This is a genomic window from Streptomyces goshikiensis, assembly GCF_014650555.1.
Lineage (GTDB): Bacteria > Actinomycetota > Actinomycetes > Streptomycetales > Streptomycetaceae > Streptomyces > Streptomyces goshikiensis.
In genome coordinates, this window is record NZ_BMVE01000029.1 from 1 (window position 1) to 13,806 (window position 13,806).

The window sequence follows — 13,806 nt, forward strand, 5'->3', positions numbered from 1 at the left end:
GATGCCGTCGATGATCACGCGATGACTCTTCCACCGCCCGCCCCGCCCTGTGTTCTGCTGAGTTCGTCCCGTTCCTGCAGTTCGACGCCGAGATCCGCCGGATCGTCTGCACGACCAACGCCCTGGCTGTTCGAGGTGCCGCGAGGCCGGTCGGGCCGGTTGGGGTTCAGGGCGGGAGAGCAATTTGGAAGATGCGGAAGGGGGCGCGGTGGGGCAGGGTGGTTGCGGCAGGGCCCGGGGTGCGGACTGTGCTCCAGCACGGGTGAGCCGATGACGAGCCATCACGGAGCGGGAGAGAGCACATGTCCTTTCAGGCTTATCTGGACACCATCGAGAGCAAGACCGGTCTGACGCCGCGGGAGTTCATCGCGCTGGCGAAGGAGCGGGGGTTCGACGGGCCCGCGACGAAGGCGGGGCCGGTTCTGGAGTGGCTCAAGCAGGAATACGGTCTGGGGCGCGGGCACGGGATGGCGCTGGTGCACGTGTTCAAGAACGGGGCGAAGATCGACTCCAAGCACGTCGGAACGACCGGGTCGCACCGGGACGAGTCGGACACCCTGTGGCTGGACGGGAAGAGCAGCCGGCCTGCCTGAGATGAGAGTGAGAAGAGCCCCGCCCTGGTTTTGGGCGGGGCTTCTTTCGTTACTTCGTGAGGGTCAGGGAGTTCTGGTTCAGGGCCGGGGCCGGGAGCGGTGGGGTGCGCAGGGCCAGGAGGACCGCCGGGAGGGAGAGGAGGACCGAGACCATCACGCCGCCGACGAACCAGCCGGAGGCGTCGTGGTCGCCGAGGTAGGTGGCCAGCGGCGGGGCGATGCCGCCGAGTACGGCCGAGGTGACCGCGTTGGGGAGGCCGAGGCCCAGGGCGCGGTGTTCCGCCGGGAAGAGTTCCGAGAGGATGCCGGGGAGCGTGGTCGTCGCGCACACGAGGTACACGGTTCCGCTGAGGTAGGTGAGCAGCAGGCTCGTGAAGGTGCCCTCGATGGTGAGGAACGTGTACGAGCCGGTGATCGCGAAGAGGACGCTCGCGCCGAGCAGGAAGCGCCGGGGGCCGACCTTGTCGGCGAGGAGGCCGATGGGGACGTTGACCACCATGAGGATGGAGGTGGCGCAGACGACCACCCAGAACATCAGGCCCGGGGCGGCGATGCGCTGGCCCGTCGCGGGGATGACGGAGGTCCACGTACCGCCGACGGTGGCCATGCCGGAGATGAACAGGACGGACAGCAGCACCTGGCGCCGGTAGGTGACGAGGACCTCGCGCAGCGAGCCGCGGGAGGCGCGGGTGCTGGCCTCGCGCTGGAAGACCTCGGTCTCGGCGAGCTGGCGGCGCAGGACCAGCAGGATGACGCCGAAGAGGCCGCCGACGAGGAACGGGATGCGCCAGCCCCAGGAGGCCATGGCGTCGGCGCCGAGGGCGCCGGTCAGGGAGCCGCCGAGGAGGGAGGCGGTGAACGCGCCGGCGCAGGTGGTGACGGAGAAGAGGCTGCCGTAGAGGGACTTGCGCTTCTTCGGGGCGATTTCCATGAGGTAGGCGGCGGCCGCGGGCCATTCGCCGCCGGAGGAGATGCCCTGGGCCAGTCGGGCGAGGAGCAGGATCAGCGGGGCGAGGATGCCGATCTGGTCGTAGGTCGGGGTGACGCCGATGAGGAACGATCCGGCGGTCATCAGGGCGATGGCGATCATCAGTGCGGGGCGGCGTCCGCGCCGGTCGGCGAGGCGTCCGAGGAGGATGCCGCCGAGGGGGCGCACCAGGACGCCGATGCCGAGGACGGTGAACGCGCCGATCAGGGAGGTGACCGGGTTGCTGGAGGGGAAGAAGCGGGCGGCCAGGAGTGGCGCGAAGAGTCCGTAGCCCAGCCAGTCGAAGGACTCGACGAAGTTGCCGACGACGGTGGCGGTGACCGCGCGGCGGTGGGCCTGGCGGGGGGTGCGGGTCTTGGGGGACGTGGAGGACATGGTCGGGGTGCCTCTCAGACCGCGCGGGCGTAGCCGTGGGTGGTGATGCGGCGGCCCGCTTCCTCGTAGTAGCCGGGCTCGGTGGGCAGGCTGGTGGCGAGGCCGCTGACGTAGCGGTTGTACATGCAGAACGCCGCGGCGATGAGCACGGTGTCGTGGATGTGGTCGTCGGTGGCGCCTTCGGCGCGGGCCGCCGCGATGGTCTCGTCGGCGACGGGGCGCGCCGCGGCCTGGACCTCGGCCGCGATGCGCAGGAGGGCGCGCAGCAGCGCGGGCAGGGGCGCCGCGTCGGCGTCCTGCTGGACGGCCTTGACGAGGTCGGGCCCGCCGTCGAGCTGGGCGGCGGCGGCCGCGCCGTGGGTGTCGGAGCAGAAGCGGGTGCGGTTGAGCTCGGAGACGTACGTAGCGATCAGCTCGCGCTCGCCGCGCGGCAGCGGGGAGGGGCCGCGCAGCAGCGCGTCGGCGATGGCGTTCAGCGGGGCGGCCGACTCGGGGTGGTCGGTCATCAGGCCTCTGATGCCGGGCAGGTCGCCGGCAATCGTGATGTGCGGCACCGGGTTGTTCCTTCGCTGGGTGGAGGTGGTATTCGGTGCCATCGTTGGTGGGGTGGAGTGGTGCGGCCAACTCCTTTCGTGCGGTGTTGCGTTCAGCCGCGACGGGGGCGGCGGGCCTGCTTGCTGACGGCTTTCCACTGGCGGCGGATGTCGGCCATGGCGGTGGGGTCCTCGCGGCGCTCGCGGTAGGCGATCTCCCCTTGGAGTTTGCGCCAGTTGACGAGGCGGGCGTGGGGGAGGTCGCCGGTGTGGACGGCTTCCTCGACGGCGCAGCCGCCGTCGCCGTCGTGGCCGCAGTCGCCGTACTGGCACAGCTGGGCGAAGGCGGCGAGGTCGGCGAAGACGTCGTCCACGGCGCCGCGGCTCGCGGCCACTTCCAGGGAGCGGATGCCGGGGATGTCGAGGAGGACTCCGCCGGAGGCGAGGAGGTGCAGGCGGCGGGTCGTGGTGGTGTGGCGGCCGCCGGCGCGGCCGACGGCGGTGACCGCCTCGTCGGTGCCTTCCAGGGCGTTGAGGAGTGAGGTCTTGCCGGCGCCGGAGGGGCCGAGCATCACGGTGGTGGTGCCGGGGCCGAGCCAGGTGCGCAGGGTGTCCAGGCCCTGGCCGGTCAGGACGCTGACGGGGAGGACGGGGACGCCGGGGCTGAGGAGTTCGGCGGCCGCGGTGTCGTCTGCGCCTTCGTCGTGGGTGCGGTCGGCTTTGGAGAGGACGAGTACGGGCTGGGCGCCGCTCTCCCAGCCCATGACGGAGAGCCGTTCGACCATTCTGGCGTTGAGGCCGGAGTCGAGCGGGACGACCATCAGGACGGTGTCGATGTTGGCGGCCATCACCTGGGGTCCGCTGCCGGCGGCGCCGGCCCGGGTGAGGACGGCGCGGCGGGGGGCGACGGCGTGGACGCGGCCGTCGGCGCCGAGTTCGACCCAGTCGCCGGCGACGGGGGTGGCGGGCAGGTGGGGCGCGGTGGTCGCGGAGTGGTGGACGAGGCGGCCGTCGGCGCCGGCGAGCATGACCTCGCAGATCGAGCCGTGGTTGACGATCACGCGGGCGGGGGCGCCGTGCCCGTTCCAGTCGGCTTCGTCCGTGGGGCTCCAGCCGAGGCGTTCGAGGCCGGCCTGGGGGGTGAGCGTGTCAGTCATGGGTGTTTCCCTCGGTGATGAAGCCGGTCCAGGTGCGGCGCGGCCGGTCGCCCGCGGCGGGGTCGACGCGTTGGACGGAGTGCATGGTGCGGGCGCGGAAGACGACGAGGCGGTTGGGGCGGGGCAGGATCAGCGTGGGGTGGACCGGGGTGTGGAGGAGGGCGGCGCCGTGGGTGGCCTCGTCGCGGGACTCCTCGTCGATGAGGGCGAGGCCGCCGCCCCAGCTCGCGTCCCAGGTCTGGTGGGCGAAGTAGACGTAGGCGCCGATGCGGCCGGCGCCTGCGTCGTTGTGCCAGTTCAGCCGGGAGCCGGCGGGGTAGGTCCAGGCGCTGAGGGTGAGGGCGAGGCCGTCGTCGCCGGTTCGGGCGCCGAGGACGTCCAGGTGCGCGGTGATCTGTTCCTTGACGGCGCGCTGCCAGCGCGGGGCGTCGGGGGCGGCGGTGAGGGGTTGTTTGTCCTCGCCGCCGCGGTAGGCGAAGCCGTCGTGGACGGGGTCGATGGTGGAGAGGACCGGCTTGGGGCGCAGGGCGGCGAAGGCGGCGGTGGTCTCCTCGAAGTCCGCCGGGGGCAGCAGGTCGTCGATGACGACGAAGCGGTCGCCGCGGGAGTGGACGTGGGTGCGGGGGCCGCTGGCGGGCGCGTCGAGGACGGTGTCGAGGTTCATGCGGTCGCCTTCCTGCCGCGGCCGGCGAGGCGGGCGGCGGGGATGCCGAGGAGCACGAGGAGGAGGGAGAGCCCGAGGAAGACCACGTCGTAGTGGGCGGTGAAGAGGGCTCCGAGCAGCATGCCGATGGGGACGCCGATGGCGTTGACGAAGTTGTCGATGGAGCCGAGGCGCGAGAGGTAGCGCTCGGGGATCTCGCTTTGGTAGGCGGTGTCCCAGACGATGCCGCAAGCGGCGGTGGTCAGCGCGGACACCGCGAACGAGATCCCGATGACGGCCGTCGGCAGGTGGTCGCGCATGGTCAGGGCGGTGAACTGCAGGACGGCGCCGAGGGCGACGACGACCGCGGCGGCCTTCCAGGGGTGCTGTTTCGCCGCCGAGATCACGGTGACGGAGCCGAGCAGGGAGCCGACGGCGAGGCAGGTCGCGAGGACGGACCAGGCGCCGGGGCCACCGAGGGATTCGACGGCGATGACGGGGCCGGCGACGGCGGTCAGCCCGATGCCGAGGGAGACGACGAACCACAGGGCCATGCCGACGCCGAACCAGGGGTACTGGGCCATGATCGCGAAGCCGGCGCGGAAGCGGGTGTCCTCGGGCCCGGCGTCCTCGTCCGCGGCGCCCTCCGGGTCCTGGGGGGCGGCGGCCCGGGTCTGGCGGGCCGGGGTGTGGATGCGGGCCAGGCGCAGCAGCAGGGCGAGGTTGACGGCGAAGGAGGCGACGTCGATCCACAGGACCCAGCTGAAGCCGACGGTGCTCATCAGTACGCCGGCCAGGACGGGCCCGAGGAGGAAGGCGACGTCGGCGACGAGGGACAGGAGGCCGTTGGCGTCCTGCAGCCGCTCCTCGGGGACGAGTTCGGGTGTCAGGCCGATCTGGGCCGGGTTGTACAGGGCGGTGCCGACGCCGTAGAGGGCCGCGGACAGGCACAGGTGCCAGCTCTGTACGGGCAGCAGTCCGGCGAACAGCAGGGCCAGGGCGCCCTGGGCGACGATGCGCAGGACGTCCGCGCCGATCATGACCTTGATGCGGTCGTACCGGTCGGCGATGCGGCCGCCGGAGGCGACCATGAGGAACCGGGCGCCCCACAGGGAGAGCAGGACCCAGGTGATGCCCGAGGCGGAGCCGGACACCTGGTAGGCGGCCAGGGCGAAGGCGACGGGGACCGCCGCGTCGCCGATCTTGGAGACCACGTTGCCCGCGAAGAACGTCGCGAAGCGCCGTTCCCGCAGGATCTCGGTCTTGTCCTTGAGCCGCATGGTGCTGGTCACGGTCACCCTTCGCAGATGAGGAAGTCGTTGCGCGCGCCGAAGCGGACCAGGGCGTGCAGGTCCGGGGCGGGCAGGTCGCTCTGGGCGACGAGGTCGGGCCAGCTGAGGGCGCCGCCCCGGGAGAGGAGGGAGACGGTGGCGGCCAGGCGCCCGTCGAGGCGGAAGCGGCGGCCCATGGTGATGACGACGAGGTGGTCGTCCGCGGTACGGACCTTCGGCGGGAAGCGGCTCGCCCAGCGGATCCGGGTGGAGTCGCCGACCTCGCCGGTCAGGGCGCTGCGCAGGGAGGCGCCGGCGCGGCGGTCGGGCCGCATGGCCAGTCGGGTGGCGAGCCACTCGCGGTCGGGGGCGGGGGCGCTGGTGCCGAGGAGTTCCTGGGCGGCGAGGGCCTCTTCGCGCAGGTCGGCGAAGGGCTCGTAGCCGATGGTGAGGTGGACCGTGAGCTCGCCGGTGCCGGACACGCGGTGGGCGGTGTCGCGGGGTACGGAGAGGCAGGTGCCGGGCTCCAGGACGTGGTCCAGGCTGCCGGGGGCCAGGTCGCGGGAGCGGGCGCCGACGCGGGAGTCGACCTGCCAGTGCTTGCGGCCCAGCAGTTGCAGGATCAGCGCGTCGTGGTCGTCCGAGTGGACGTCGAAGGCGGAGGTGTCGCCCGCGGTGATGTAGCAGTTGACCCAGGCGCGGGCGTGCAGCTGGTACTCGACGGCCTCGCACAGGAGCATCACGTGCTCGTCGAGGGCTTCGAGGTGGCTGATGACGAGGGTGGCACCGCGCTCGATGGCGCTGTGCAGGTACGCGGGGACGAGCGCGGTGTGCAGGACCTCGCCGTCGCCGACGCGCGAGCGCATCCAGCGGCTGCGGTCGACCTGGCGGCCCGACTCGACGAGGCGGAAGTTGGTGGCGAGGGCCCCGGGGCGGGCGAGCGCGGACCAGACTCCGGCCAGCAGGGTCTCGGCGGGGTCGTCCGCCTGGCCGGCCGGTGAGTTCGCCGGCCCTGCGGGCGCCTCGTACAGGCGCACCCCGGAGGCCGGGGGGAGGGTGCCTGGCTCGCCGAGGGCGGTCAGCAGGCGCTGCGCGTAGGCGTAGGCGTCGAAGCCGGTCATGGCGCCGTCACCGCCCCCAGGGCGTGGAGCTTGCGGGCGAGCGTGGTGCGGGAGGCGTCGTCGAGGCCGTCCGGGAGCGCTTCGCCGAGTTCGGCGAGGGTGAACGGCCGCTCGGAGTGGGTGGCCTGCTCGACGGCGGTGAAGTCGAGGCCGTCGGGGACGGGCAGGGAGCGGCCGCGTACGAGGAGGGCCGGGCCGGAGCCGGTGCGGGTCGCGGCGACGACGCCGGGGTGGGCCCAGCGCAGCGGGGCTCCGTCGGCGGGGTCGTCGCCGGGCAGGGCCGCTGAGTGCGGGCGGCTCAGGTAGCCGGTGGTGCGCAGCCTGAGCTGGCCGAGGGTGAGTTCGTCGCGGACGCGGTCGGCGAGCGGGGCGTCGCAGCCGGCCGGCTGCTCGAAGAGGGCGTGGGCGCGGTCGGCGATCTCCTGGCCGGTGGGGTAGGCGGCGGGGGCGGGTCCGTTGCCCGCGGGGGCCGAGCGCCACAGTGCCTCGGTGATGAGGGGGCGGCTCTTCACCGGGTAGAGGGTGAGGCCGAGGAAAGCGGAGGGGCCGAGGTTGCGGAACACGTGGTACGTGTCCTTCGGTATGCACAGGAAATCGCCCGGCTGGAGCAGGTGGTGCTCGGCTGACGCGAGGTGCGGCTCGATGTCGAAGGTGATGTGCCCGAAGGACGGGCTCGGGGTGATCCCGGAGGCGTCGAAGGGGTTCTCCTGCCAGACCCATACTTCCTTGGGCGCGGGGCCGAGGTGGAAGATGAGCGAGGGTTCCGAGTCCTTGTGGATCCCGAACGGTGTCCAGCCGGAGTCGGCGACGAACGTGTACACATCGGTGCCGGAGGGGAGTTCGTGGATTCCCTCGGAGACGATTTCCCGTACGAGGGCGGCGACCCATTCGGCGAGCGGCAGGCTCCAGGAGGAGATGTCGTTGACGGCCAGGCACGCCTCGCGGCTGTCGGCGGTGCGGGCGCGCCAGGCGACGGCGCTCTCGTCCGGGGCGAGGGGCGAGTCGATGAACCGCTTGGTGAGCATGTAGTCGAAGGCGCCGGGCCGGAAGGCGCGCAGCCGCAGGTCGCCGGGGGCGCTGTGGGTGGCGGTGCGCAGGCTGTCGTCGATCAGCCGGCTGACGTGGCCGGGGTCGGTGACGAGCGCGGACAGGAAGGACGTGCCGGTGAAGTCCGGGGCCTGCGCGGCCGCGAACGCCTTCCACTTCTGTATGTCGATGGTCGTCGTCCGACTGGTCTGACTGCTCATCAAGGTCACCGATCCGGGAAATTCAGGGTAAATAGGCCTACGCGGCCGGTGTCTTTTCGGACGACCGGCCGCGTGACGAAGCTGGCCTCAGTGGCCGACGTCCTGGCGCGGGCCGAACTCGGCCTCGAAGTCGAAGTTGTCGTCTTCGAGGATCTCCATGACCAGGTTCTTCTCGTTCTCCATGATGACCATTCCTTTGTGTGAGAGGTGCGCTGAGAGAAATTCAGCGGTGTTACCGAAGGGGGGCTTCAGCAAGACCTTCGAGCGGCTTTCGCTGCTTTCCGGTTCGTTCTGAAATCGATCTTGGCATGCCTGTCAGCCGGTTGTCATGCCTTTCTGCTGGCATGGAATTCCCCTGGCATTTTCGTGTCACGCGGGGCGGTCACAGCAGACCGCGCTGGGCGGCCTGGAGGCCGAGCTGGAAGCGGCTGTGCGCGCCGAAGCGCTCCGACAGGCCGGAGATCATGCGGCGTTCGCTGCGCAGGGAGATGCCGAGCTTGCGGGCGACCGCCTCGTCGGTGAGGCCGTCGGCCAGGAAGCGCAGCAGGGCGCGCTCCTGGGCCGAGTAGTCCGCGGCTTCCCCGGCCTCGTGCGCCGCTGCGGCGGGCGACGTGCCCTCGTCCCAGAGGTGGGAGAACAGGGCGTGCAGACCGACCAGGGCGCTGGGCTCCCGGATGAGGACCGCGCCCTGCCGGGTGGTGTGCGCGGACGTCGACAGGAGGGCGCTCTCCCCGTCGGCGATGCTCATGTGCAGGGGCAGCGAGGGCACGGTGCGGATCTCGGCTCCCGCCTGCGCCAGCCTGCGCATCGCGCGGCGGCGTTCGGGGGAGCCGGCCGTGCTGTCGAGGTGGAGCACCCGGACGCGGACGCCTTGGGCGATCCGGTCCTCGTACAGGGGGACGTCGAGCTCCCACGCGGCGTTCTCGCCGGTGCCGGTCGGGGCGAAGACGCGTAGGTCGGCGGCGGCGTGCAGGGTGAGGTGCTCCAGGCAGCGGCGGACCGCGTCGGGTCCGGTGAAGCGTTCCACCGCGCCGGTGGCGCTCTCCCTGCCCTGCGCGGTGTAGTCGGCGAGCAGGTCGGCGACCGCCGCGCGGGTGGCGTCCACTTCGAGCTGGGTGCGGCGCAATTCCTCCTCGCGCCGGGCGAGGAGCGCCGCGAGGCCGGTCTGGGGCGGGACCAGGCGCAGGGTGGTGGGGCCGCGGGTGCCTTCGAAGCCGGCGTCGTCGTCGGAGCCGGCGTCGGGCTCGGTGTCTGCCGCCGCGCGCAGCAGTGCGAGGTCCGCGAGCCGGTCCAGGGCGGTCAGGACGTCCGCTCTGGCCGCGCCCAGCGCCTCGGCGAGGGCGTCCACGCCCCAGGAGGGGTGTTCCAGCATGAGCCGGTAGACGGACTCCGTCCCGGCGTCCAGTCCCAGTACGCGCAGCATCAGTGTTCCCCCGAAGTGTCGTGCGAAGTGGTCGTGCTCCGGAAAGCCGCCGGGGTCACATCCGTGCCGTGGCACGGATGTGACGGCGCCGCGCCCTGGGGTCCGGCGGCCCGGCTACGGCATAGTCGGTGTGTGCACCTCGTCTCCTTCACCCTCACCAAGCCGCGCGGCGCCCCGGACGTGCCCGCGGACGCGTTGCTGCGTGCGCTGTGGGAGGCCTGCGGGAGCGACGACGGCGTGGAGCACCTGCGGGTGCACCCCGCGCGCTCCGGAGCGCGGGGGGTGGCCTTCCTGATCGCCCCGGACGCGGCGAGCGCGGTGGCCCGCTGCCGCGCCGTGTGCCGGCGGGCGCTGGCCCGCTCCGCCGAATTGCCCGGGTGGGAACTGGCGGGCCCCGGAGCGCCCTGAGCACCCTCGGAGATGCCTGCGACGCTTCGGTCAGCTGCCGAAGTCTCGCCGTCGGGCGAGGTGTCTCTTGCCACGCCCCCATTCTTGGAATAGTGGGCGGCCCGGCGCTTCTTCTCGAATGCGGAACTCGCCTCCGATCGTGCGCATTCGACAGCGCAATCTGGAAGTTGGCCGGTCCGTGCGGGCGTGTGGACGATGTGCGCAACCGTCAGCCCCGTCGACAGCCAAGGACGTCCACGTGCCGCACATCGAGATCAACAACGACCTTCCCGGTATCAGCGGCCTGATGGCCCAGCGCCCGGACACGGGGGCGGTGCTCTCTCAGCTGGCGGAGACCCTGCTGCGCAGCGGTGAGTCGCCGCTGACCCGCGGTGAGCGGGAGCTGATCGCCGCGTACGTCTCGGAGCTCAACTGCACGCAGTTCTGCTCCGCTTCGCACAGCGCCTTCGCGGCAGCCCAGCTGGACGGCGGCAAGGACCTGGTCGCGGCGGTCCTCGCCGACCCGGCGTCCGCGCCGGTCAGCCCGCTGCTGAAGACGTTGCTGGCGGTGGCTGCCGAGGTGCAGGCCGCGGCGCGCCCGGTCTCCGACGAGGCGATCGCGGCGGCCCGCGCCGCCGGGGCCGGTGACGCCGAGATCCACGACACGGTGCTGATAGCGGCCGCGTTCGCGATGTTCAACCGCTATGTGAACGGCCTGGCCACCGAGGTGCCCTCGGACCCGGCGTTCTACGACTTCGCCGCCGACCTGATCGTCAACCACGGGTACGGCGCCGCCGCCTGATCCCTCGCCGGCCTTCCCGTGCCATCGAGTCCGATCCAGCGACCAAGGAGCGTGTGACGTGGTGTGGTCCACGGCAGATGTACCCGACCAACGGGGCAGGACCGCTCTGGTCACCGGCGCCTCCGGCGGCCTGGGGCTGGAGACGGCCCGGGTGCTCGCGCGCCGCGGCGCGCGGGTCATCCTGGCCTGCCGCGACGTCGAGCGCGGGATCGCCGCGGCGGCGCGCGTCGGCGGGATGGCGGAGGTGGTACGGCTGGACCTGGGCTCGCTGGCCTCCGTACGGGAGGCGGCCGAGCGGGTACGGGGCCGGGTCGACCGGCTGGACCTGCTCGTCAACAACGCGGGCGTCATGTTTCCCGCGTACCGGCACACGCGGGACGGTTTCGAACCGCACTTCGGTGTCAACCACCTGGGGCACTTCGCGCTGACCGGCCTGCTGCTGCCGCTCCTGCGGGACGTTCCGGGCGCGCGGGTCGTGACGGTGTCGAGCCTGGCCCACCGGCTGGCGGCGCGCGCCCCCCGGGCGGGCGACGCGCACGCGGACGGCGGTCACCGCTCGGTCGCGGCGTACAGCCGCTCCAAACTCGCGAACCTGATGTTCGCGCGCGAACTGCACCGTCGGCTGGCCGATTCCGGAGCGGCCGCGGTCTCGGTGGCCGCGCACCCGGGCTTGTCCCGGACCGGGCTGTGGCACGCCGGCGCGCCGGTGTGGCTGCGGCCCGTGAGCGCCGGCGCGCTGCGGCGGCTGGCGCAGGATCCGGCCGAGGCGGCGCTGCCGGCGCTGCGGGCCGCCACGGATCCGCTCGTGCCCGGTGGCGGCCACCTCGGCCCCGCAGGGCTGTCGGAATGCCGCGGCGGGGCGGTGCCCGCGCGCTCCAGCCGGGCCTCGCGCGACGAGCTCGCGCGGATCCGGCTGTGGGAGCTGTCCCAGGATCTGACCGGGGTGCGGTACGCGCGCCGGGGCGCGGAGCGGTTCGCCGCCGGAACGGCCCGGTGAGCCCGGTGAGCCCGGTCCCGGAGGGTACGGGCATCGCGGCAGGGGCCGGGAGGGCGGGCGACGGCGACAGCCGGGGCGACGGCTTCCGCGCCGCCGCCGCGTGGGCGTGGATCTGGCGGAGCTTCGACATGGGGCTGCCGGACGTCGGCGGTGCGTCGTGGCAGGCGGATCCCGTGGCGCTCCCGCCGGAGGACCGGCCCGCGCGGGGCGCTGCCGCCGAGGCGGAGGGGTACCGCCGCTACCTCACCCACGGCCCCTGGTAGAGCCCTACTTCCCGGTGTGGTGCCGAGGCGGTGCGCCGGCTTCTTCGATCGTGCGGTGTCGGGCGCGCGGGGATCTGCGGCCGCGAGTGGCCGCCCTAGCCTGTCGCACCGACCCACGCTTCGGTGAAAGGCCCTCCCATGACCCAGGTCGCACACAGACCGGCCTCCGCGCCCCGCGCCGCGACGGAACCCGGCCGCTCCTCCTCCCGGACGCCCTCGTTCTTCTTCAACGGCCACGCGCCGCGCCGGCGGGTGCTGGTCCTGCTGCTCAGCGCGCTGTTCGGCTTCGCGCTGACCGTCGTGTGGTCGGCGCAGTTCGTCGACAAGACGATCGGTGACAACATCGCGGACACACTGCTCGGCCACGCGGCCAAGGGCGCCCCGATCACCGGGACGCTGGCCGGTGTCGCCTTCGCGCTCGCGACCGGGATCGCGGGCACCTTCACCGCTTGCAACGTCGCCGTCTTCAGCGCGCTCGCGCCGCTGGCCGGTACGTCGGCGACCCGGCGCGGCCGGATGGCCGCCGCGCTGCGGCCGCTCGGCTTCCTGGCGGCCGGGGCCTTCACGGTCTCGGCGCTGTACGGCGTCCTCGTCGCCCTGGTGGGCACCGGTATGCCGCAGTTCCAGGCGACCAGTGGTCCGGGCTTCGCGCCGCGCCTCGTGCAGGCGATGGTGGTGTACGGAGTGCTCGGCGTCGTCATGCTGTACCTGGGCCTGGCCTCGCTCGGCGCGGTCCGTGACCCGCTGGCCCGGCTGAGCGCGCGGTACCCGAACGCCCCGATGGTGCTGATGGGCGCGATGATCGGCGCGTTCCTGATCGGCCGCCCGTTCGCGCTGTTCCGCCAGCTGTTCATCGATGCGGCGAAGAGCCACAACGTGCTGTACGGCGCGGCGGTGTTCAGCCTGCAGACCCTCGGCAACCTCGTCATCGTGGCGGTCCTGTTCCTGCTCGTCACCGGCCTGCTGGGCGACCGGCTGCACCGCTGGATGACCGCGAAGCCGAGCAGGGCGTCGGCCGTGATGGCGGCCGCGTTCATCGCCGCGGGCGTGTTCATGATCCTTTACTGGGACGTGCGGATGCTCGCGCGCCGCGACCTGATCTGGTACCCGCTGGCGCCCTGGGCGGCCTGACCCCGCGAGGGGAAGCGGAGGGGCCCGGACCGGCGCGAGGCGCTGGTCCGGGCCCTTGTCGTGGGCGTCAGGCGGGGCCGGCGATGGCGGCGACGAGTTCGCCCGCGGCGTCCACCACGTCGAGGGCGGTCAGTTCGGGCTCGTCCAGCACCGGGACCAGGTCGCCGAGGACGTGGGCGAACCGGCCGCCGTTGTCCTCGATCATCGTCAGGGAGCCCTCCCACAGGGCGGCCCGGATGCGGCCCGCGGTGAGCATCCCGTCCGCCGCGGTGGCGGTGATGAGGATGCCGGCGACGCGTCGCTCCAGCGGGGTGGGGAACCAGGCCCCGGCGCGGAAGTCGGCCACGAGCTCCTGAACGCGGTGGCGGGCCCGGTCGGTCGCGACGGGCTCCAGGAAGAGGGTGGGTGCGGGCTGGACTGCGGTGATGGACACAGGGGTTCCTTGGGTGGTGTGGGAGGGACGAGGTGTGGCCGGGGTGGCTTCCTGCCGCCCGGCCGGGCGCCCCCTAGGAGAGGCCGGCGGCCGCGCGCAGGGCGGCGGCGCGGTCGGTGCGCTCCCAGGTGAAGTCGGCGAGTTCGCGGCCGAAGTGGCCGTAGGCGGCGGTCTGGGCGTAGATCGGGCGCAGCAGGTCCAGGTCGCGGATGATCGCGGCCGGGCGGAGGTCGAAGACCTGGCCGATGGCCTGCTCGATGAGGTGGAGGCCGATCTCCTCGGTGCCGAAGGTCTCGACGAACAGGCCCACCGGCTCGGCCTTGCCGATCGCGTACGCGACCTGGACCTCGCAGCGCGAGGCGAGACCGGCGGCGACCACGTTCTTGGCGACCCAGCGCATCGCGTAGGCGGCCGAGCGGTCCACCTTGGACGGGTCCTTGCC

Annotated in this window: 16 protein-coding genes; 6 read left to right on the forward strand and 10 right to left on the reverse strand. The window is 72.8% G+C overall.

The window, feature by feature from the left end; genetic code table 11:
* The first annotated feature begins 302 nt into the window (after positions 1-302).
* Positions 303-593: a DUF4287 domain-containing protein gene (locus IE248_RS36820; RefSeq protein ID WP_190033123.1), complete on the forward strand. Its 291-nt coding sequence runs from the start codon at positions 303-305 to the stop codon at positions 591-593.
* Between the two features lie 49 nt (positions 594-642).
* Here the strand turns inward: IE248_RS36820 and IE248_RS36825 are convergent, their stop codons facing one another.
* From IE248_RS36825 to IE248_RS36860, 8 genes are all read right to left on the reverse strand, one after another.
* On the reverse strand, positions 643-1,956 hold the full coding sequence (locus tag IE248_RS36825) for an MFS transporter (RefSeq protein WP_037795554.1): 1,314 nt from the start codon (positions 1,954-1,956) through the stop codon (positions 643-645).
* A 14-nt stretch (positions 1,957-1,970) separates the two neighbouring features.
* On the reverse strand, positions 1,971-2,510 hold the full coding sequence (locus IE248_RS36830; RefSeq protein WP_190033124.1) for a carboxymuconolactone decarboxylase family protein: 540 nt from the start codon (positions 2,508-2,510) through the stop codon (positions 1,971-1,973).
* A gap of 92 nt (positions 2,511-2,602) precedes the next feature.
* Positions 2,603-3,646: a ribosome small subunit-dependent GTPase A gene (rsgA, locus tag IE248_RS36835; protein WP_037796781.1), complete on the reverse strand. Its 1,044-nt coding sequence runs from the start codon at positions 3,644-3,646 to the stop codon at positions 2,603-2,605.
* Complete coding sequence (locus tag IE248_RS36840) at positions 3,639-4,310, reverse strand: 2OG-Fe(II) oxygenase (protein ID WP_073797115.1); 672 nt, start codon at positions 4,308-4,310, stop codon at positions 3,639-3,641. Before IE248_RS36840 ends, rsgA begins: the two co-directional genes overlap by 8 nt.
* The gene (locus IE248_RS36845; RefSeq protein WP_073797114.1) at positions 4,307-5,581 is read right to left on the reverse strand and encodes an MFS transporter; all 1,275 of its coding nucleotides are present in this window, start codon (positions 5,579-5,581) and stop codon (positions 4,307-4,309) included. The genes IE248_RS36840 and IE248_RS36845 overlap by 4 nt, the downstream gene beginning before the upstream one ends.
* Before the next feature lie 2 nt (positions 5,582-5,583).
* Entirely contained in the window at positions 5,584-6,681 is a 1,098-nt protein-coding gene (locus IE248_RS36850) for a JmjC domain-containing protein (RefSeq protein WP_190033125.1), read from the reverse strand.
* Positions 6,678-7,928 carry a cupin domain-containing protein gene (locus tag IE248_RS36855; protein WP_073797112.1) on the reverse strand — a complete coding sequence of 417 codons (1,251 nt, stop codon included), beginning with the start codon at positions 7,926-7,928 and terminating at the stop codon, positions 6,678-6,680. The genes IE248_RS36850 and IE248_RS36855 overlap by 4 nt, the downstream gene beginning before the upstream one ends.
* 382 nt (positions 7,929-8,310) lie before the next feature.
* On the reverse strand, positions 8,311-9,351 hold the full coding sequence (locus tag IE248_RS36860) for a LuxR C-terminal-related transcriptional regulator (RefSeq protein ID WP_190033126.1): 1,041 nt from the start codon (positions 9,349-9,351) through the stop codon (positions 8,311-8,313).
* A gap of 132 nt (positions 9,352-9,483) precedes the next feature.
* On the opposite strand from IE248_RS36860, the gene IE248_RS36865 reads away from it, so the two are divergent.
* From IE248_RS36865 to IE248_RS36885, 5 genes are all read left to right on the forward strand, one after another.
* The gene (locus tag IE248_RS36865) at positions 9,484-9,759 is read left to right on the forward strand and encodes a hypothetical protein (protein ID WP_037796772.1); all 276 of its coding nucleotides are present in this window, start codon (positions 9,484-9,486) and stop codon (positions 9,757-9,759) included.
* 238 nt (positions 9,760-9,997) lie between these two features.
* Positions 9,998-10,540 (forward strand): carboxymuconolactone decarboxylase family protein, encoded by a 543-nt coding sequence (locus tag IE248_RS36870; protein WP_073776305.1) that lies wholly within the window; start codon positions 9,998-10,000, stop codon positions 10,538-10,540.
* A 58-nt stretch (positions 10,541-10,598) separates the two neighbouring features.
* Positions 10,599-11,537, forward strand: coding sequence for an oxidoreductase (locus IE248_RS36875; RefSeq protein WP_073797110.1), 939 nt, complete (start codon positions 10,599-10,601; stop codon positions 11,535-11,537).
* Complete coding sequence (locus IE248_RS36880; RefSeq protein WP_229895809.1) at positions 11,534-11,800, forward strand: hypothetical protein; 267 nt, start codon at positions 11,534-11,536, stop codon at positions 11,798-11,800. The genes IE248_RS36875 and IE248_RS36880 overlap by 4 nt, the downstream gene beginning before the upstream one ends.
* Before the next feature lie 138 nt (positions 11,801-11,938).
* Positions 11,939-12,931: a hypothetical protein gene (locus IE248_RS36885; protein WP_190033127.1), complete on the forward strand. Its 993-nt coding sequence runs from the start codon at positions 11,939-11,941 to the stop codon at positions 12,929-12,931.
* Between the two features lie 67 nt (positions 12,932-12,998).
* Here IE248_RS36885 and IE248_RS36890 read toward each other — a convergent pair whose 3' ends face one another.
* Positions 12,999-13,364, reverse strand: coding sequence for a hypothetical protein (locus IE248_RS36890; protein WP_008744126.1), 366 nt, complete (start codon positions 13,362-13,364; stop codon positions 12,999-13,001).
* Between the two features lie 73 nt (positions 13,365-13,437).
* Positions 13,438-13,806: methionine adenosyltransferase domain-containing protein (locus IE248_RS36895; protein WP_190033128.1), on the reverse strand; the 369-nt coding region annotated here is incomplete at its 5' end.

Bases quoted from the DNA above. Each gene is read 5' to 3' on its own strand.
- IE248_RS36820 (WP_190033123.1), top strand. From the start codon at position 303: ATGTCCTTTCAGGCTTATCTGGACACCATCGAGAGCAAGACCGGTCTG.
- IE248_RS36825 (WP_037795554.1), bottom strand. From the start codon at position 1,956: ATGTCCTCCACGTCCCCCAAGACCCGCACCCCCCGCCAGGCCCACCGC.
- rsgA (WP_037796781.1), bottom strand. From the start codon at position 3,646: ATGACTGACACGCTCACCCCCCAGGCCGGCCTCGAACGCCTCGGCTGG.
- IE248_RS36840 (WP_073797115.1), bottom strand. From the start codon at position 4,310: ATGAACCTCGACACCGTCCTCGACGCGCCCGCCAGCGGCCCCCGCACC.
- IE248_RS36850 (WP_190033125.1), bottom strand. From the start codon at position 6,681: ATGACCGGCTTCGACGCCTACGCCTACGCGCAGCGCCTGCTGACCGCC.
- IE248_RS36855 (WP_073797112.1), bottom strand. From the start codon at position 7,928: ATGAGCAGTCAGACCAGTCGGACGACGACCATCGACATACAGAAGTGG.
- IE248_RS36860 (WP_190033126.1), bottom strand. From the start codon at position 9,351: ATGCTGCGCGTACTGGGACTGGACGCCGGGACGGAGTCCGTCTACCGG.
- IE248_RS36885 (WP_190033127.1), top strand. From the start codon at position 11,939: ATGACCCAGGTCGCACACAGACCGGCCTCCGCGCCCCGCGCCGCGACG.